Consider the following 17,229-nt stretch of genomic DNA (forward strand, 5'->3'; position numbering starts at 1 on the left):
GTCGCTCAGGTCCTTGATGAAGCTGTCCTGCAACTTCAGACGCGAAGTCGTCGCACCGACCGTTGCAGCGGCATCGGTCATCTGCGTCAGCATCTTGTCGACAGATGCAACCATGCCGTCAATCTCGTCAGACGTCGTGGACGAGGTCAGAGTGACTTCCTTGCTGGTCGCATCGCCGATGGCAGACGAGATCAGGTAGTAGGTCGCAGACGAGGTCGTCGTGCCATAGGCATAGGTCGCAACCGTGTCCTTGGTCAACAGACCACCGGCAGCAGCCGCATCGTTGATCAGCATAGAGTTCGTGGTGTCGAAGGTGATCGTCTTGATCGAGACATTGCCATCGGCACCACGGACGAAGGAGCCGACCATTTCCTGGGTCGTACCAGCGAGTTCGCTCGAGTCGTAGAGCCAGTTTTCGCCGTTAAAGGATGCGGACTTGGCAACAGATGCCAACTGGTTCTTCAGTTCGGTTACTTCCTTGTTGATCTTTTCTTTATCAACGCCGGGTTCGCGGGCAGCAACCAGCTTGGCCTTGATATCGGAAACAACCGAAATGGCCGATTCCATGCCGGTATAGGCAGTGTCCGTCTTGGCAGCGCCAAGACCGATAGCATCCTGAACGGCGCCGAGCGCCTTGTTGTCGGAGCGCATGGTCGTGGCGATCGACCAGTAAGCTGCGTTGTCGGAAGCGTTTTCAACCTTGTAACCGGAAGAGATCCGGCTCTGCGTCATCTCCATGTCGGAGCTGATCGTGCGCAGGGTGGAAAGGGCTGCGGTCGCAGCAGTGTTCGTCATAATACTTGTCATAGGCCTTGCCCCTTTGAAGAACTATTGGAAGGGACATTCCGGGCTATTCCCCGGGGAAATGCGGCTCGCTTCATGCGATTAACAATCCATTAACAGGTTAACCTGCCGCTTTCGATAGGTCCATTTAGATGCGGCATAGTTAATTTTTTACTAAAATCAATATATTAAATTAATTTAACTCAAAGAAGTCCGAATTTACTTGGTTAATACATTGTTAATTTAACTGAAAATTAAAAAAGGCCGGGCAAATGCCCGGCCTCCATTTAGGTTTGCGCTGAACGAAATATCAGCGGAAGAGAGACAGTACGTTTTCAGTGCTGGAGTTGGCGATGGACAAGGCCTGAATGCCGAGCTGCTGCTGGGTCTGCAGGGCCTTCAGCTTGGTCGATTCCTCATTCATGTCCGCATCGACGAGCTTGCCGATACCGGTTTCGATTGTGTCGCTGAGATCCTTCGCGAAGCTCGACTGCGATTCGATACGGCTCTTCGTTGCACCGACCGTTGCAGCGGCATCGGTCATGCTGGTCAGCATCTTGTCGACAGATGCAACCATGCCGTCAATCTCGTCATTAGACGAGCTGGAGGTCAGAGTGACTTCCTTGCTGGTCGCATCGCCCTTGGCCGAGGAGATCAGATAGTAGGTCGCAGACGAGGTCGTCGTGCCATAGGCGTAGGTCGCAACCGTATCCTTGGTCAACAGGCCACCGGCAGCGGCGGCATCGTTGATCAGCATCGAGTTGGTGGTGTCGAAGGTGATCGTCTTGACCGAGACGTTGCCGTCTGAGCCGCGAACGAAAGAGCCGACCATTTCCTGGGTCGTGCCGGCGGTCTCGCTCGAGTCGTAGAGCCAGTTCTCGCCGTTGAAGGATGCCGACTTTGCAACCGAACCCAGCTGGTTCTTCAGTTCGGTCAGTTCCTTGTTGATCTTTTCCTTGTCAACGCCGGGTTCGCGGGCAGCAACCAGCTTGGCCTTGATATCGGAAACAACCGAAATCGCCGAGTCCATACCGGTATAGGCGGTGTCTGCCTTGGCGGCGCCCATGCCGAGCGCGTCCTGAACAGCCGACATGGCCTTGTTGTCGGAACGCATCGTGGTGGCAATCGACCAATAGGCGGCGTTGTCCGAAGCGTCCTTGACCTTGTAACCGGAAGAAATCCGGCTCTGGGTCGTGTCCATCTGAGAGCTGATGGAGCGCAGCGTAGAAAGGGCCGAGAGGGCCGAAGTGTTGGTCATGATGCTTGTCATGAGATCTGTCCCTGTGGTTACACAATACAAAGAGGGACATGCCGGACTAAATACCGGCAGAAGCGATCGACATCATGTCAATTAACTGGAGTTGGTTTAACTCGCCTCTGAAAGGCACATAACCACGCTCGTCTTTAAGGTTGACTCAACAGGAATAGTGAAGAATGTCTTAAACGCGCCAAAACCGCCCAAAGGCGGCGGCAATCCTTATACTGATCATGTTATGGTTACTTATCTATTGAAGCCCGCCTCATAGAGCCGGATCTTTTTAGGGTCGATCAGGAAAAGGATCGTACCAGGCTGCTGACAAGCAGGTTCCAGCCGTCGATGAGGACGAAAAACAGGATCTTGAAAGGCAGGGAAATCGAGGTCGGCGGCAGCATCATCATGCCCATGGCCATGGTGATGGTCGAGACGATCATATCGATGACCAGGAAGGGCAGGATGATCAGGAAGCCGATTTCAAAGCCACGGCGGATTTCCGAGAGCATGAAGGCCGGGATCAGTACCCGGTAATCGACCTTGCCATCCACGACCGCAGTCTGCCCTCTTTCGACAGCGAGATCGACGAACAGCTTGAGGTCTTTGTCCCGGGTATTGTTGGACATGAAGCCACGGAAGGGCTCGGCGATCCGGGGAATGGCCTGCGCTTCGGTGATCTGGTTGTCGAGCAACGGGCGCACGCCGTCGCGCCAGGCCTGGTCCATGACCGGCGTCATGACATAGAAGGTCATGAACAGTGCGAGACTGGTCAGGATCATGTTGGAGGGCGTGCTGGACAGGCCCATGCCGGAGCGGAGAATCGAAAAGGCGATCACGAAGCGCGGAAAGCTCGTGACCATGATCAGGATGCCAGGCGCGACGGACAGAACCGTCAGCAGACCGAAGGTCCTGATAATCCAGGAAGCCACCGAACCATCGACCGGCGCTGTCAGGAAATTAGTCGGAAGCTGCTGCGCCTGAGCCAGTTCCGGGACCGCTATCATCGCGGCAATCAGGATAAGGAGTCGAATCATTCGATGACAAAGGTCCTAAACAAGACCTTCGATACCCGGCCTTCCGACCGAACGTCAACTCGCTCCTTGAGATCGTCCTTCAAATAATCGAAACCACGGGGGCCCTCGATCTGCTGCAGTGATACCGTGCGCATATAGGCCATCAAATCCTGATGGATATCCTCGGCAAGCTTGGTATCGACGGCACCGTTGAACACCAGCGCGACTTCCAGCCTCACCCAACTCTCGGAAGGGTACGCGAGATTGGTGGTCACAGGATCGAGCTGGATGATGCCTGCGGCCTCAGCCGGCATTTTCGGCAGGCCCTCGTCGGCCTTGCCGTCCTTGCTCTTACCCTCGCCCTCGCCCTTCTTTTCCTCGGCTGCCTTTTGCTGCTCCTTGGCAACCTTGACCGCGGGCGCAACCATAGTGCCGACGAGCCAGCCTGCGCCGCCGCCTACAACGGTAAGGCCGGCAAGAGCGGCAATCAGCAAAATGGGAGAGGCTTTTTTCTGCGGGCCTTCCAGGGCCGGTACATCTGCCATTGTCGTCTCCATCCTGCGGCATCATCCCCGGATCGGGGGATCCGAGGGCCGTGTCTCGTCAGTAGGGATGTCAGGTTCTGATTGACCTGACAGTCTCTTGTTCGTCTTCGTGCCGTTTGTCTCTGGGTAAACCGGGTTCCGCTTTCCCGGACAAACGCGAGATGTGTCGCTGTTCGTCAGAACGGCGAGAACATATCGACCACCTGCTGGCCGACCGGCGGCTGCTGCACTTCGGTCAGACGGCCCTTGCCGCCGTAGGAAATGCGCGCCTCGGCGATTTTCTCATATGAAATGGTGTTTTTGGCGTCGACATCCTGCGGCCGCACGATACCGGCAACGTTGAGGATGCGGACCTCATGATTGACCCGCACTTCCTGCGAGCCGCTGATCAGCAGGTTACCATTTTCAAGAATGCTGGTCACGACAGCAGCCACCATCAGCGTCAAGGTTTCCGACCGGTCGACGGAGCCCTTGCCGTCGGAGCTGGAATTGCTATCGGTGCTAAGATCGCCCTTTGCATCCGGCGGCGTAATGCCGAACAGGTTGATGACAGACGACCAGGTCAGCGAGGTCGAATTCTTGCGGCTGCGCGACGTGTCGTTCTTGAACTTCGCCTTGTCAGCAATCGAAATGTTGACCGTCAACAAGTCGCCGACATTGATAGCGCGAGAATCCTTGAACAGGGCCGCCTGACTGTCGCTCCAAAGCGAATAGCCATTGCTGACTGCCTTGGCTTGCTTGGGATAGCTGGCAAGCTGCGGCGCCTGATTGTAGCGCAGACCGCTGCCGACCGGGCTCATCGCCGGGGCATTGCCGACTTCTTCCAATGTCTTGTTGCCACAGCCCGTCAGGACCAAGGCCATAAGGACCACGGCGCTACGCTTAATCATGTCGGTTCCTTCGAGGTAGTGGGGTCAGCGGCGTTGGACATGATGCCGGCGACGATCGCGGCCTTTGCAGGATCCATTTCACTGAGAATCAAACTGGATTGCTTGGCAGGCAGCTTCATGATGATTGCTGCCGCCAGAAGCGGATTGACCTTTTCCAGCTGCGGAGCAGCGGCATCGGGTTTCATGTTCTTGTAGACGTCGGTCAGACCGGCCTCCGCCTTCTGGAGGAAGTCGTTACGACGCGCCAGCCAGTCCTGATACTCGCTCTTGCGCTTTTCCAGGACGGCAATGCGGTCGTTGACGTCGGCCTGCAGCTTTTCCAGATCCTGCTTCTGCAGCAGGTAGCGCTGGTCGCGAGCCGGATCGGCAATATTGGTGCAGAAGCGCTGGATTTCGTCGGCACTCGACATGGCAGATGGCCGCGCGGGCGCCGCCTGCTGGGCGCTGCCCGGCAGAACCGAGGTGGCCACAATACCAACAGCCAGAACCAGGACACCGAGGCCGGAGCGGCTTTCCACGGCATGCTTTGCATAGGAAACCAGAGATCTCATTGTAGGACGAGCTCCGCTTGAAGTGCCCCTGCCGACTTGATGCCCTGCAAGATGGCGATGATACCGTCAGGCTTGACGCCGATATTGTTGAGCCCTGCCACGAGCGTGCGCAGATCAGGCCCATCGACGATCGCAACCTTGTCGCCCGTCTTCTGGGCCGAAATATCCGTCTGCGGCTGCATAGCCGTCGTGCCATTGGAAAAGGGCTGCGGCTGCACGACCTGTGGCGTCTCGTTGACCTGCACCGTCAGCGTGCCGTAGCTGACCGCGACCTTCGAGACCCGCACGTCAGCACCGATAACGATAGTGCCGGTACGCTCGTTGATCACAACCTTGGCAGGGGTATCGGTTTCTACGACCAGATTTTCGATATCGGCCATCAGCTGCGCCAGATCGGCGGTCCGTGGCTTCTGCACGATGACTTCCTGGCTATCGCGCGCCTCGGCGATCGGTGCGCCATAAGTGCTGGCGGCGTAGCTGTTGATCCGTCGCGCCATGCCAAGCGCCGTCGAAAAGTCCGGATTGCGCAATTGCAGCACGAGATTGACCGAATCCTTGAACTTGGAGGGCAATTCGCGCTCGATGATTGCGCCATTCGGGACACGGCCCGATGTGGTAACGCCTTCGGTAACCGAGGCCGCCTGCCCCTGTGCCGTAAAGCCGGAAACGACGACGGAGCCTTGGGCCACGGCGTAGATCTGGCCATCGGCCCCCGATAGCGAAGTCATGACCAGCGTTCCGCCGCGCAACGACGAGGCATCGCCGAGCGAACTAACGGTCGCATCGATGCGGCTGCCGGGGCTGCTGAAGGGTGGAAGATTGGCGGTAACCATGACAGCGGCGACATTCTTCGCCGAGGATTGGCCGCCCTGCGTGGAAATACCGAGATTTTGCAGCATGGCGCGCATGGATTGATCCGTGAACGGCGAGGACCGCAGGCTGTCGCCCGTGCCCTGCAAGCCGACGACCAGACCGTAACCGATCAACTGGTTGTCCCGGCCGGCCTGCAGCGAGGCCACATCCTTGATACGCGATCCCTGTGACAGGGCCGGACCGGCAGACACCAGCAACAAGCTGGCAAGAAAAGAAATGAGCAGAGCCCGCATCGTCATTTTGCCATCACCTGCACTGTGCCGTCGCCCATGACCGTTCCACTGACGATCTGGCCGGAATCGAGATTGCGGACGCGAATGACGTCACCGATATTGGCATCGTCCATCGGGCTGCCCGCCGCGGATATGGTGAGATTGCCGATGTTGAAGACCAGCCGCAGCTGCGAGCCTCTGATCACCGCGTAGGGACGCTTCAGCGTGGCGAGCGGGATCGTACGACCGGGAAGCAAGGTCTTGGTGGACAGCATGCCCACCACTTCCGAGATATCAGAGGCAAAGCCCCCGGCCAGGTTCGGATTGTTCACCTGAACGCGGTCCAGCTTGCTGGAAGGGATCGCTTCGCCGGGATAGATGGTGTCCGTCGGAACAACCGCATAGCGATCGCCGGCCATGGAAGAGGTGGCGGCGAAGACCGCCAGGACCGTGGCGGCCACCCCTGTCATTGTGAACATTCTCTTGATACGGCGAAACATCATGTTTGCCCTTTCGGTGGTTACTTCAGGTTCTTGCTGACGATCTGCGCCATTTCGTCGGCGGTGGTGATGACCTTGGAATTCATCTCGTAGGCGCGCTGGGCGGAAATCAGGCTGGTGATTTCAGCGACCGAGTCGACGTTGGAGGATTCCAGATAGCCCTGCTTCAGGTAGCCGTAGCCTGCATCGCCGGGTACACCGTTGATCGGCGTGCCGGAAGATGCGGTTTCCTGAAACAGGTTGTCGCCGATGGCCTTGAGGCCGGCCGGATTGACGAAGGCCGACAGTTCCAGCTGGCCGAGCGTCGTATAAGTGGAGGACGAGCCCTGCAGGACAGAGATTTCGCCGCTTTCGCTGATCTTCACTTCGGTCGCATCGGTCGGAATGGTGATGTTCGGGATAATCTTGTATCCTTCCGTCGTCACCAGATTGCCGTTCGAGTCCTTATTGAGGGCACCGGCACGGGTATAGAAGGTGCTGTTGCCATCGGGGCTCTGCACCTGGATATAACCGCGACCGACGATTGCCATGTCGAGCTCGTTAGAAGTCTGCGTCAGCTCGCCCTGCTGGTTGAGCGTGCGCACGGCCGCCGTCTGGACACCGAGACCGATATTGGCGCCTTCCGGCACCGCCGACTGGTTGGCGCGGTTTGCGACGCCAACAGCCTTTTCGCTCTGGTAAAGCAAGTCGGAGAATTCAGCCCGCGACTTCTTGAAGCCGGTCGTATTGATGTTGGCGATGTTGTTGGAAATGACCTCGAGGTTGGTCTGCTGGGCATTCATGCCGGTGGCGGCAATTGCGAGAGCTCTCATGTGCTGCGGTCCCTGAGGTTAAATCTGCATTTTCGTGACGTCGAGGAAAGCGGTGACGATCTTGTCGCGCAGAGCGATCGCCGTCTGCAGCGACTTCTGCGCCGACATGACGGAATCGACCACTTCGCGGGTGCTGACCTTGCCGAGCATGCCGCCGATCGAATTGCTTTCGGCCGTCTTCAGGCTCTGCGCCGCGTCATTCATCATGCCGCCGACCATATCGGCAAAGCTCATGCCGGTTGCCATACCGGGTGTCGCGTTCTGTGCGGAAAGGCCCTGGTTCGGTTGAACGGCGAAAGGCGAGGTGATCCCACCGAGCGATGCGCTCGAGGTGGATTCGCTGACGTTATCGGTCATCCCCGATGGGATGAGAGAGCTGGTCTTGCTGATGGAATCGATCATTGTGAGCTCTTCAACAGGTCGAGGGTCGTGGTAATGAGGTCGCGCGTCTGTTTGACGGACTGCAGATTGGCCTCATAAGTGCGGTTGGCTTCGCGCATGTCGGCCATTTCGATCAGCACGTTGACGTTAGGCATCTTCACGTAGCCCTTGGTGTCCGCAGCCGGATTACTGGGATCATAGCTTTCCGTGAAATTCGACTTGTCGTAGCCAAGCTTCTTGACCTTGACGATGTTGGCGCCCGAGGCACGGTCGACTTCCGATCCGAAGGTCACGGTCTTGCGCCGATAGGGATTGGCACCGGGCGTGTCGCCGGTGCTCTGGGCGTTGGCAATATTTTCCGAAACGATCCTGAGCCGGGTAGACTGTACATCCAGTCCGCTGCCGGCAATTTTCAGGGCCGAGGAGAGAGGATCTGTCGCGGTGACGGAATCCATGGTTTACCCCTTTACAGTCATCAGCATCATGCGATTGAAACTACTGACGAGGTTGGTGTTGAGAGAGTGCTGCCGCTGGATCTCACCCATCTTGGTCATCTCGTCGGCAAGAGCCACCGAGTTGCCCGAGACCTGGACGCCGATCTCACCATTGAGCGGAGCCTCACGCACATCGACATCCAGATCGGTATTGAGATCACTGGCTGCCAAATGGTTTGGATTAGTACGCGCCATGCCGAACTGGCCTGCCGCCATGATGGCACTGAAGGGCGTAATGTCCTTCGCCATGAATTTCGGTGTATTGGCATTGGCTATGTTTCCGGCAATCACCTCCTGACGCAGCGAAAGCCATTCGGCTTGCCGGGATGCCAGACTGAAAAGCTGAATCGGTTCCATAGGTTCTTCTCCAATTACACTCTGGAGATTAGGCCGGTAATCTTGCGTGGGACTGACGCAAATCGTAGCTTTTCGACAATTGTAAACTTTGATTAACAAACAGATTAAATATTTGAAATAATTGTCATTTTTTGAATGATTTTCGGACAAAGACCCGCTGTTGGCATTAGGGCGGCAAAGACAGAAAAACGCCGCGAAAACGCGGCGTTGTCAGGTGTCTGGAGCTTGCAGGATGAAGGCTGTCCGGTTTTTGCCTTTGAACAATCCCGGATGCAAAACCGCTACGCGCTTTTGCTGGAAACGTTCTACTCGTTTTCGTAGACCGCACCGGTCGTGGTGATGATCACCCATTTGCCGTTGCGCTGTTCCAATGTCGCCACCCGGCTGTTGTCGGGCAGGACAGAGCCGATCTTCACCATGAACAGGCCGGAGGCATCCTCGATCATAGCGCGACCGTTGGAGACATGCAGCAGCCGGAAACCCTCACCACCGGGGAAAGGCTGCACTGGCTTTGCCGGTGTCTCGTCCGGACCTTTGCGTCCGGCATCCGATGTCGTTGCTGTCGGCAAGGGATCGAGATCGTCAGGTATCTTCTGTTCGCGCTTTTCCCGAGACACCAAGGCCATCGGCGACACGCTGAACACGTTGCGTGCATCGACCTGCGGCAGGTCGCGTGTCTGGTCCATCGGCGACACGCGAATGCCGAACTTGTCCGGGTTGAAAAACACGTACCAGGGGAACATTGCCGCGCTGCAGGCGAGCACGACCCCGGCCCCAGCCAGGACGCGGTCCACGGTCGTAGATGACGACCGCCGGCTCCGTCGTGGTGCGACCGTTTCGTCAGCGGTTGTGTCTAAAGGATCATGCTCTTCTTGCATTGGCGTTTCCAGGACTATTGGCGGCTTTCAGCGCATGGGCCAGGTCCGCATAGGCATCATCGACCGGTAGGTCGGAGGGTGTTTGCTTCAAGACTTCGTAGAGGATCGGCACCTGCTTGATCGCCATGTCGAGGTCAGGATCGCTGCCGGCGCGGTAGCCGCCGATCAGCCGCAGGTCCCGGGTTTCCTCGAAGCGGTGGATCAGCGTTTTCAAGCGCGAAACCAGCTTTTCCTGATCGGGAGTCCAAGCCTTGCGCGCCAGACGCGAAATCGACGACAACGGGTTAATCGGCGGATAGCGACCTTCGTCAGCCAGGCTACGGTCGAGCACGATATGGCCGTCGAGAATGCCGCGTGTACAGTCGGCAATCGGGTCGTTGTGATTGTCGCCATCGACGAGGATCGAGATGATCGCGGTGATCGTTCCCGTTCCCTCCTCGCCCGGCCCGGCACGCTCCAGAAGCTTGGGCAGTTCGGTAAAGACCGAGGCCGGGAAGCCGCGCGCGATGGGCGGCTCGCCGGCTGCCGTGGCAACCTCGCGGATGGCATGGGCAAAACGTGTGATACTATCTGCGATGAACAGGACGTTGTCGCCCTGGTCGCGGAAATGTTCGGCGATGGTAATGGCGGTCAACGGCGCCATCTTGCGCAGCATCGGGCTTTCGTCGCTGGTCGCGACGATGGCCACGGTCTTGGCCATGTTGTCGCCCAAGGTATCTTCAATGAATTCGCGCACTTCTCGACCGCGTTCGCCGACGAGTGCAATCACCACCTTGTCGAAGGCATCCGCCTTGGCAAGCATCGACAGGAGCGTCGACTTGCCGACGCCGGAGCCCGCGAAAATGCCGAGGCGCTGGCCAAGACAAAGAGGCGAGAAAATATCGACCGCCTTCACCCCGGTGCGGAAGCCATGCTCCACCCGCTGGCGCCCCATGGACGATGGCGCGGTATTGGCAATCGAACGACGTACGAGACCCGGCATAACAGGGCCAAGTCCGTCGATGGGATCGCCAAGCGCGTTCAACGTGCGACCGCACCACTCGTCCTGAGCGGCAACCCGGAAGGCGCCCTTGCGGATGACGGTATCGCCGATGGCGATCGGCTCGCCCGGCTCGATGGGACAGACATAGGCAAGTTCCGGCTCGACACGGACGACTTCGCCAAGGTGAATGCCGGTGGCGCTGCGATGTGCAACGAAGTCGCCTAGATGCAGATGCCGTGACAGCCCCGTTACCGTATAGTGGCCGGCCGCGATGGTGCGGACGTGGCCACCATGAGCAACGGAATAGTCCGGTGAGGCATAGCGCTTGGCAAGCGCTGCCATGGCTTCCAGCGTAGCGCTTTTTTCGATCCGCAGGTTGAGGGGCGCAAAAGGCGGCTCGTCTTCGACCGGTTCGGTGGTTGCCGTCTCATCCGACGTGAGCTCTTCTGCAAGAGCCCCTTCCGGCAGAGGCTCATCCGACGCCGTAACGTCCAAGGAAAGCGCATCAAGGGCAGGCTCACCCGAAACGATCTCGTCAGCGACGGGCGCACCTGAAGCAATCCCATCTGACTCGATCTCGCCAGTGCCAAGATCGCTTTGCGCGGTCCCCGTTGACGGGGTCTCGTCAGGCAAAGTCTGATCTAGGAGTGCCTCGTCTGGCAGGGGCTCGTCCGGGTGGATCTCGGTCATCATCGGGATGTCATCCAATTACCATCACTTGCTGCCGCCCAGCGTCTTGATCGTCTCGCTCAGGCTGTTTTCGGTCTGGCTCATCGAGTTGGAAATGCTCTCGAATGCGCGGCTGACCTGGATGAGCTGAGTCATCTGGCTGATGCCGTTGACGTTGGACTGCTCGACATAGCCCTGCATGACGCCGATGGTGGCGTTGTCGACGACGGGCTGAGGCTTATCGGTGGTGATGACGCCGCTGTTGTCGTAGCGCAGGTAGCCTTTGCCGACATCGGCGGTAAACAGGCCGATCTGGCTGATCTGTCGACCGTTCTGGGAGATCTTTCCATCGCTGCCGACACTTGGCTCGCCGCCGTTGGGGTCGAGCTGGATCGGGCCGCCGGCGGAATCGAGCACCGGATAACCGCGCACGGAGACGAGCTGGCCGGTGGATGTCATGGTGAAACGCCCGTCGCGGGTCAGCGCCTGGCCGGCCGGCGTGTCGATGCTGAACCATGCATCGCCCTTGACGGCAAAGTCCAAAGGATTGCCGCTTTCCTGCATTTCGCCGGTCTGGGTGTTGAGATAGTCATTGCCCTGGGAGACGAAAGCGACCTTGGCGTTCAAGTCATTGCCCGTGCGGCTGACAACCTCGTCGAATTTCACTTCCGTGCCGCGAAAGCCGACCGTGTTCACATTCGCCATATTGTCGGCGATGGTGGTCAGGCGCTTATCGAGAGCGCGCTGGGACGACAGGGATACATACATGCCGGATTGCATAAGAGTGACCTCCAAGCCTTGAGTTTGTAACCAAGACCAGCAGGCCTGACGTCTCCGCCACCATTGCCGTCAGCAGGTTCATTCTGCCTCGGGTCACAGCGTGTGTTTTGCGGTCCGTCACGGTTGCTCGCCTTCCATCATGGAACGTGGTTTACCGTTCATTGACCCTATTCATGCGCGGGAATGCTTGCGCGAAACTGTCTGGCGCAAAAGGATTGACCCGCGACGGCGGAACACGCAGCTTTGGCGGCAGAGGCTATTTATCAACCGGAGGAATCCATCCCGGAAGCCGCGTCAAATATCCCGATGCCTAAACCATCAGCCTCACGCAAGGCAGGCTGCCTATCGATTGCATGCAAGAGAAACGTGCGAAATGCAGGCGCTAAATGATTATCATCATCGGATTCGTTATTATCATCGGCAGCATTATCGGCGGCTTCATGGCGGAGCATGGTCCGGTCGAACGCCTGTTCCAGCCGTACGAACTGCTGGTTATCGGCGGCGCTGGCGTCGGCACGTTCATCATGGCCAACACCATGAAAGTGGTGAAGGATTCCGGCAAGGCGATCGGTGAAGCCTTCGGCCACAAGGTACCGAAGGAGCGCAATTATCTCGACGTGCTCGGCGTGCTCTATTCGTTGATGCGCGATCTGCGCACCAAGTCGCGCAACGAGATCGAAGCCCATATCGACAATCCAGACGAATCGTCGATCTTCCAGACTGCGCCGAACCTGCTGAAGAACCGGGAATTGACCTCTTTCATCTGCGACTATGTGCGCCTGATCATCATCGGCAATGCCCGCAGCCATGAGATCGAGGCGCTGATGGATGAAGAAATCAACACCATCCTGCACGACAAGATGAAGCCTTATCATGCAATCGTTGCGGTGGGCGACAGCTTCCCGGCCATCGGTATCGTCGCGGCTGTTCTCGGCGTTATCAAGGCCTTGAGCTATATCAACGAGCCCCCACAGGTACTGGGAGAGTTGATCGGCGCAGCACTGGTCGGCACCATGCTCGGCATTCTGCTTTCCTATTGCGTCGTCAACCCGATTACGTCGCAGATCAAGATCGTACGCACCAAGCAGCACCGCCTTTACATTATCGTCAAGCAGACCCTGCTTGCCTACATGAACGGTTCGGTGCCTCAGGTTGCCCTGGAATATGGCCGCAAGACGATTTCCTCCTACGAGCGTCCGTCGATCGACGCCGTCGAGCAGGAAATGATGAATCCCGGCGGCGGCGGTAGCGAGAAGGCGGCATAACCATGAGCGAGACCAGCCAAACCGACATCAAGCCAATGGACCCTGCTCTTCTCGCCCGTCTGACGGGCGGTCTCGGCGACATGAAAACCGTCGAGAAGCTCTGCCAGGATTTCGGCCATCTCTACGGCGAGTTCCTGCCTGATGTGTTTCATAGCGAGACCAACCTGACCATTGAAGTCGGCTATCTCGGTTTCAAAAGCGGCCTGATGCGCGATCTGATCGCCAGCCTCGGCGATAATTTTGTGCTGGCCGATACCTCGTTGCGCAATTGGTCGCCGAATTTCGTGATGGCCTGCGGCAACGGTTTCGTCATTACCCTGATGGAACGGCTGCTGGGCGCCATGCCGGAATTTATTGCCGAGCCGATCAAGCGTCCGCTATCGAATATCGAACTCGATCTCGCCGTGGTGGTCTTCGAACGGATCGCCAATGTGCTGCGCTCTGGCGTCAATGCGCCAGGCGGCTTCGAACCGATGTTCGAGCGCCCGCACAATTGGGAAGACCGATCGAAGGCCGATGCCGATCAGCAGGACGAATTTGGTGCCCTGGTCCACATGAGCATCAAGCTTGGCAAGGTCACCTCCGAATTCGCGCTGATCATTCCGCAGAAAACCCTGCTGAGAACCAGCGTCACAGCGCCTAAATCGAAGAACCAAGTCTCAAAGGCGCGCAAGGAATGGGCAGATCAGCTGGCCGAGCAGGTTCGCAAGAGCCAGGTCACGCTCGAAGGCCGTATCCGCCTGCAATCCTTGAGCCTGCTGACCGTTTCGAAGCTGGCGCCCGGCGACGTCATTCCCTTTTTCGACAAAGAGGAAGTCATGGTCGACGTCAGCGCCAACGGCCAGGATCTCTACACCTGCGAATTCGGCCGGGCCGGTGAGAACTATACCGTCAGGGTCAAGTCGATGCACAGTTCGGATAGCGAGCTTCTACGCCACCTCATGACGTGACGATTTTGCCTGCAGCGCCCAAGACTGCAGGTTGAGGCAAGTTTCAACGGGAATAGTATTTGCATGGCTACGAAAAAAACACCTGTGACCGAAGATGATGCCCTGGCAATGCCGGTTGGCGATGCCGATCTCGATCAGGCGATCGACGATCTGCGTGGGGTTTTGAAAACCGATAGCGACGGCGGTCTCCCCGATATCGGCGCCGACTTCGGCGGCCCCGACCTTGGCGATTTCGGCGCGGAGGCCGGCGGCCTCTCCGATTTCGATAGCGACTTCGGCGGCGGCGCAACGGCAGAGCCGGCGAGTGATTTCGGCGGCAGCGACTTCGGTGGCGGTGATTTTGGAGGCGGCGATTTCGGCGGCTCCAGCGCCGGCGGTGGCTTCTCGGCAAGCCCTAGCCAGCAGGGTCCCGGCAGCGCGCTCGATTCCAACCTTGACCTGATCATGGATATCCCGATCGATGTCCAGATCGTGCTCGGCTCCAGCCGTATGCCGGTCTCCGGCTTGATGAATCTCGAAGAAGGAGCCATCATCGCTCTGGATAAAAAGATCGGCGAGCCTGTGGAGATCATGGTAAATGGTCGACGGATTGCTCGCGGAGAGATTACAGTTCTCGAAAATGACGACACGCGATTCGGTGTGAAATTGATCGAAGTTATGAGCACCAAGACGTCCTGACCCCATGAACGGGCCAGAGAGGAAAGACCATGATGGACTTTGACGATTTCGGCGGAGCAGTGGCGGGCAGACCGCTCAGCCAGGCAGACAAGGCGGCAGCCGTGCTTCTTGCCATGGGCAAGGGTGTTGCCGGCAAGCTGCTGAAGTATTTCACGCAGGCCGAATTGCAGATGATCATCAACTCTGCCCAGACGCTGCGGACCATTCCGCCAGACGAATTGGCGGAACTCGTCTCCGAATTCGAAGACCTGTTCACCGAAGGTGCGGGCTTGATGGACAATGCCAAGGCCATTGAGGAAATCCTCGAGGAAGGCCTGACACCGGAAGAAGTCGATGGACTTCTTGGCCGGCGTACGGCGTTCCAGGCTTTCGAAACCTCCATCTGGGACCGCCTCCAGGACGCAGACCCCGATTTCATCGCCCAGTTCCTGCTGCGCGAACATCCGCAGACAGTTGCCTATATCCTGTCGATGCTGCCTTCGTCTTTTGGTGCCAAGGTGCTGATCAAGCTGCCCGACAGCCGACGCGCCGACATCATGAACCGAACCGTCAACCTCAAGAATGTCAGCCCACAAGCTGCCCAGATCATTGAAAACCGGGTCGTGGAACTGATCAGCGAGATCGATGCAGAGCGCAACTCGGTCGGCACCGCCAAGGTGGCCGAACTGATGAACGAACTGGAAAAGCCCCAGGTCGACACGCTGCTCGAATCGCTGGAATCGATCAGCAAGGAAGCCGCGACCAAGGTACGCCCGAAGATCTTCCTGTTCGAAGATTTGCTTGTCATGCCGCAGCGCAGCCGCGTCATGCTGCTCAACGACATCTCCGGCGACATTCTCACCATGGCTCTGCGTGGCGCTTCGTCGGAAATCCGCGAATCCGTGCTTTCGGCCATCAGCCCCCGCTCGCGCCGCATGATCGAATCGGATCTGCAGGCCGGCACCGTCGGCATCAATCCGCGCGAAATCGCCATTGCCCGTCGGGCCGTGGCCCAGGAAGCCATCCGCCTTGCCAATGCCGGCCAGATCCAGCTCAAGGATCCGGACGCGGATAAGGGCGGCGAAGGCGGCAAGGATACTGCCGCGGCCTGAGGCCGGGGCTGACGAATGGCCGCATCTGTCCTACGGGACTGTTGACAAGCCGGTCGACCGGGGTCGGATCGACGCGAATAAGTTGAAGGCTGGGAGAGAGAGCGTTAAGCTTTCGCTTCCGGCCTTTTGTCTTTGACGCAAAGGCAATGCGCAACGCTTTCCTTAACCGACCGAGGTCCCGCCATGGCAGACGAAGAGGACCAGGAGAGTAAAACCGAGAGCCCGTCGGAGAAAAAACTTCGCGACGCGGCCGAAAAAGGCAATCTACCGATTTCGCGAGAAGCGCCGCTGTTTGCGACGACACTCGCTTTCTACATCTACTTCGTATTCTTCATGCCCCAGGGCGTCTCGAAACTGTTTCAGACCCTCAAGGATTTCATGGAAAAGCCGGATCAATGGGTGATCGGCACCGGCACCGACGTGATTTCGCTCTTCGTGCATCTCGGCTGGGCCATGGCCGCAATGCTCGGCCCAGCGCTGCTACTGTTCATGATACTTGGCCTAACTCAATCCTTTGCCCAGCATCTTCCCAGCTTCGTGCTCGATCGAATCGCACCGAAGCCGGAGCGTCTGTCGCTCATCGCCGGCCTCGGGAGGATGTTCTCCCTGCCGGGCATGATCGAATTCGGCAAATCGCTGTTCAAGATCATCATCGTTGCGGTGATCATGTTCATCTCGATGCGCAGCCAGTATTTCGGCACGCTGGATGCAATGCTGTCCGATCCGCAGATCATTTTTGTCAAGCTCAACGACATCGTGCGGGAAATGCTGATCATCGTGTTGTTTTCGACGGGCCTGCTCACCGCAGCCGACCTCGGCTGGCAGCGATATCACTGGTATCAGAAACTGCGCATGACCCGGCAGGAAGTGAAAGACGAAAACAAGCAGTCGCAGGGCGACCCTGTGGTCAAGGCGCGCCAGAGATCAGCCCAGCGTGACCAGGCACGTCGACGTATGATGAACAACGTGCCGCGCGCAACCATGGTCATTACCAATCCGACCCATTTCGCCGTGGCGCTGCGATACGTGCGCAACGAAATGGATGCGCCCATCGTGCTGGCCAAGGGCCAGGACCTGATCGCCCTGAAAATCCGTGAAATTGCGGAGGAAAACAATATTCCGGTTTTTGAGGATCCGCCTCTCGCTCGCTCCATGTTTGCGCAAGTCTCAGTGGATAGTGTCATTCCACCGATATTTTACAAAGCTGTCGCAGAAATAGTCCAACGGCTGTACGCTGAGGAAAGCAAAAAGAAGAGGCGGTTACGCTAAAGAA

General features: G+C 57.9%; 20 protein-coding genes. 5 read left to right on the forward strand and 15 right to left on the reverse strand.

What is annotated here, in order from left to right:
- The 15 genes from BJF91_RS00205 to flgF all read right to left on the reverse strand — a co-directional run.
- Positions 1-795, reverse strand: a 795-nt coding sequence (locus BJF91_RS00205) for a flagellin N-terminal helical domain-containing protein (RefSeq protein ID WP_234801496.1), incomplete at its 3' end; no start/stop codon positions are given.
- Positions 796-1,093: 298 nt separating this feature from the next.
- Entirely contained in the window at positions 1,094-2,053 is a 960-nt protein-coding gene (locus BJF91_RS00210) for a flagellin N-terminal helical domain-containing protein (RefSeq protein WP_075612481.1), read from the reverse strand.
- A gap of 278 nt (positions 2,054-2,331) precedes the next feature.
- Entirely contained in the window at positions 2,332-3,069 is a 738-nt protein-coding gene (gene fliP, locus BJF91_RS00215) for a flagellar type III secretion system pore protein FliP (RefSeq protein ID WP_075612482.1), read from the reverse strand.
- Positions 3,066-3,593: a flagellar basal body-associated FliL family protein gene (locus tag BJF91_RS00220; RefSeq protein WP_075612483.1), complete on the reverse strand. Its 528-nt coding sequence runs from the start codon at positions 3,591-3,593 to the stop codon at positions 3,066-3,068. The genes fliP and BJF91_RS00220 overlap by 4 nt, the downstream gene beginning before the upstream one ends.
- A gap of 176 nt (positions 3,594-3,769) precedes the next feature.
- The gene (gene flgH, locus BJF91_RS00225; protein WP_075612484.1) at positions 3,770-4,483 is read right to left on the reverse strand and encodes a flagellar basal body L-ring protein FlgH; all 714 of its coding nucleotides are present in this window, start codon (positions 4,481-4,483) and stop codon (positions 3,770-3,772) included.
- Positions 4,480-5,034 carry a MotE family protein gene (locus tag BJF91_RS00230; RefSeq protein WP_075612485.1) on the reverse strand — a complete coding sequence of 185 codons (555 nt, stop codon included), beginning with the start codon at positions 5,032-5,034 and terminating at the stop codon, positions 4,480-4,482. The genes flgH and BJF91_RS00230 overlap by 4 nt, the downstream gene beginning before the upstream one ends.
- Positions 5,031-6,146, reverse strand: coding sequence for a flagellar basal body P-ring protein FlgI (locus BJF91_RS00235; RefSeq protein ID WP_075612486.1), 1,116 nt, complete (start codon positions 6,144-6,146; stop codon positions 5,031-5,033). Before BJF91_RS00235 ends, BJF91_RS00230 begins: the two co-directional genes overlap by 4 nt.
- Entirely contained in the window at positions 6,143-6,622 is a 480-nt protein-coding gene (gene flgA / locus BJF91_RS00240) for a flagellar basal body P-ring formation chaperone FlgA (RefSeq protein WP_075612487.1), read from the reverse strand. Before flgA ends, BJF91_RS00235 begins: the two co-directional genes overlap by 4 nt.
- 17 nt (positions 6,623-6,639) lie before the next feature.
- Positions 6,640-7,431 carry a flagellar basal-body rod protein FlgG gene (gene flgG / locus BJF91_RS00245; RefSeq protein WP_075612488.1) on the reverse strand — a complete coding sequence of 264 codons (792 nt, stop codon included), beginning with the start codon at positions 7,429-7,431 and terminating at the stop codon, positions 6,640-6,642.
- A gap of 18 nt (positions 7,432-7,449) precedes the next feature.
- Complete coding sequence (locus tag BJF91_RS00250; protein WP_075612489.1) at positions 7,450-7,833, reverse strand: flagellar hook-basal body complex protein FliE; 384 nt, start codon at positions 7,831-7,833, stop codon at positions 7,450-7,452.
- Positions 7,830-8,267 carry a flagellar basal body rod protein FlgC gene (gene flgC, locus BJF91_RS00255; RefSeq protein ID WP_075612490.1) on the reverse strand — a complete coding sequence of 146 codons (438 nt, stop codon included), beginning with the start codon at positions 8,265-8,267 and terminating at the stop codon, positions 7,830-7,832. The genes BJF91_RS00250 and flgC overlap by 4 nt, the downstream gene beginning before the upstream one ends.
- A 3-nt stretch (positions 8,268-8,270) precedes the next feature.
- Complete coding sequence (gene flgB / locus BJF91_RS00260; RefSeq protein WP_075612491.1) at positions 8,271-8,663, reverse strand: flagellar basal body rod protein FlgB; 393 nt, start codon at positions 8,661-8,663, stop codon at positions 8,271-8,273.
- Between the two features lie 305 nt (positions 8,664-8,968).
- Complete coding sequence (locus tag BJF91_RS00265; protein ID WP_075612492.1) at positions 8,969-9,541, reverse strand: flagellar protein; 573 nt, start codon at positions 9,539-9,541, stop codon at positions 8,969-8,971.
- A complete protein-coding gene (fliI, locus tag BJF91_RS00270) occupies positions 9,525-10,865 on the reverse strand; it encodes a flagellar protein export ATPase FliI (protein WP_139310545.1) in 1,341 nt (446 codons plus the stop codon). The genes BJF91_RS00265 and fliI overlap by 17 nt, the downstream gene beginning before the upstream one ends.
- Positions 10,866-11,237: 372 nt before the next feature.
- Complete coding sequence (gene flgF / locus BJF91_RS00275) at positions 11,238-11,972, reverse strand: flagellar basal-body rod protein FlgF (protein WP_075612493.1); 735 nt, start codon at positions 11,970-11,972, stop codon at positions 11,238-11,240.
- 386 nt (positions 11,973-12,358) lie between these two features.
- Here flgF and motA point away from each other — a divergent pair, with 386 nt between their 5' ends.
- The 5 genes from motA to flhB all read left to right on the forward strand — a co-directional run bounded on the left by motA (position 12,359) and on the right by flhB (position 17,225).
- Positions 12,359-13,237, forward strand: a complete 879-nt coding sequence (motA, locus tag BJF91_RS00280; RefSeq protein ID WP_075612494.1) for a flagellar motor stator protein MotA — start codon at positions 12,359-12,361, stop codon at positions 13,235-13,237.
- Entirely contained in the window at positions 13,234-14,187 is a 954-nt protein-coding gene (locus BJF91_RS00285; RefSeq protein WP_184412899.1) for a FliM/FliN family flagellar motor switch protein, read from the forward strand. Before motA ends, BJF91_RS00285 begins: the two co-directional genes overlap by 4 nt.
- 63 nt (positions 14,188-14,250) lie before the next feature.
- On the forward strand, positions 14,251-14,865 hold the full coding sequence (gene fliN / locus BJF91_RS00290) for a flagellar motor switch protein FliN (protein ID WP_075612496.1): 615 nt from the start codon (positions 14,251-14,253) through the stop codon (positions 14,863-14,865).
- A gap of 29 nt (positions 14,866-14,894) precedes the next feature.
- On the forward strand, positions 14,895-15,956 hold the full coding sequence (gene fliG / locus BJF91_RS00295; RefSeq protein ID WP_075612497.1) for a flagellar motor switch protein FliG: 1,062 nt from the start codon (positions 14,895-14,897) through the stop codon (positions 15,954-15,956).
- Between the two features lie 183 nt (positions 15,957-16,139).
- The gene (gene flhB, locus BJF91_RS00300; RefSeq protein ID WP_075612498.1) at positions 16,140-17,225 is read left to right on the forward strand and encodes a flagellar biosynthesis protein FlhB; all 1,086 of its coding nucleotides are present in this window, start codon (positions 16,140-16,142) and stop codon (positions 17,223-17,225) included.
- Positions 17,226-17,229: the final 4 nt, after the last annotated feature.

It is taken from the genome of Gillisella taibaishanensis (genome assembly GCF_001938985.1).
GTDB classification, from domain to species: domain Bacteria; phylum Pseudomonadota; class Alphaproteobacteria; order Rhizobiales; family Rhizobiaceae; genus Allorhizobium; species Allorhizobium taibaishanense.

Excerpts from the sequence above, each read along its gene's own strand:
- flgG (WP_075612488.1), bottom strand. The coding sequence starts at position 7,431 with ATGAGAGCTCTCGCAATTGCCGCCACCGGCATGAATGCCCAGCAGACC.
- flgF (WP_075612493.1), bottom strand. The coding sequence starts at position 11,972 with ATGCAATCCGGCATGTATGTATCCCTGTCGTCCCAGCGCGCTCTCGAT.
- BJF91_RS00210 (WP_075612481.1), bottom strand. The coding sequence starts at position 2,053 with ATGACAAGCATCATGACCAACACTTCGGCCCTCTCGGCCCTTTCTACG.
- BJF91_RS00250 (WP_075612489.1), bottom strand. The coding sequence starts at position 7,833 with ATGATCGATTCCATCAGCAAGACCAGCTCTCTCATCCCATCGGGGATG.
- fliP (WP_075612482.1), bottom strand. The coding sequence starts at position 3,069 with ATGATTCGACTCCTTATCCTGATTGCCGCGATGATAGCGGTCCCGGAA.
- fliN (WP_075612496.1), top strand. The coding sequence starts at position 14,251 with ATGGCTACGAAAAAAACACCTGTGACCGAAGATGATGCCCTGGCAATG.
- motA (WP_075612494.1), top strand. The coding sequence starts at position 12,359 with ATGATTATCATCATCGGATTCGTTATTATCATCGGCAGCATTATCGGC.
- flgC (WP_075612490.1), bottom strand. The coding sequence starts at position 8,267 with ATGGATTCCGTCACCGCGACAGATCCTCTCTCCTCGGCCCTGAAAATT.
- BJF91_RS00265 (WP_075612492.1), bottom strand. The coding sequence starts at position 9,541 with ATGCAAGAAGAGCATGATCCTTTAGACACAACCGCTGACGAAACGGTC.
- flgA (WP_075612487.1), bottom strand. The coding sequence starts at position 6,622 with ATGATGTTTCGCCGTATCAAGAGAATGTTCACAATGACAGGGGTGGCC.
- fliG (WP_075612497.1), top strand. The coding sequence starts at position 14,895 with ATGATGGACTTTGACGATTTCGGCGGAGCAGTGGCGGGCAGACCGCTC.
- flgB (WP_075612491.1), bottom strand. The coding sequence starts at position 8,663 with ATGGAACCGATTCAGCTTTTCAGTCTGGCATCCCGGCAAGCCGAATGG.
- fliI (WP_139310545.1), bottom strand. The coding sequence starts at position 10,865 with ATGGCAGCGCTTGCCAAGCGCTATGCCTCACCGGACTATTCCGTTGCT.
- flgH (WP_075612484.1), bottom strand. The coding sequence starts at position 4,483 with ATGATTAAGCGTAGCGCCGTGGTCCTTATGGCCTTGGTCCTGACGGGC.
- BJF91_RS00235 (WP_075612486.1), bottom strand. The coding sequence starts at position 6,146 with ATGACGATGCGGGCTCTGCTCATTTCTTTTCTTGCCAGCTTGTTGCTG.
- BJF91_RS00220 (WP_075612483.1), bottom strand. The coding sequence starts at position 3,593 with ATGGCAGATGTACCGGCCCTGGAAGGCCCGCAGAAAAAAGCCTCTCCC.
- BJF91_RS00230 (WP_075612485.1), bottom strand. The coding sequence starts at position 5,034 with ATGAGATCTCTGGTTTCCTATGCAAAGCATGCCGTGGAAAGCCGCTCC.
- flhB (WP_075612498.1), top strand. The coding sequence starts at position 16,140 with ATGGCAGACGAAGAGGACCAGGAGAGTAAAACCGAGAGCCCGTCGGAG.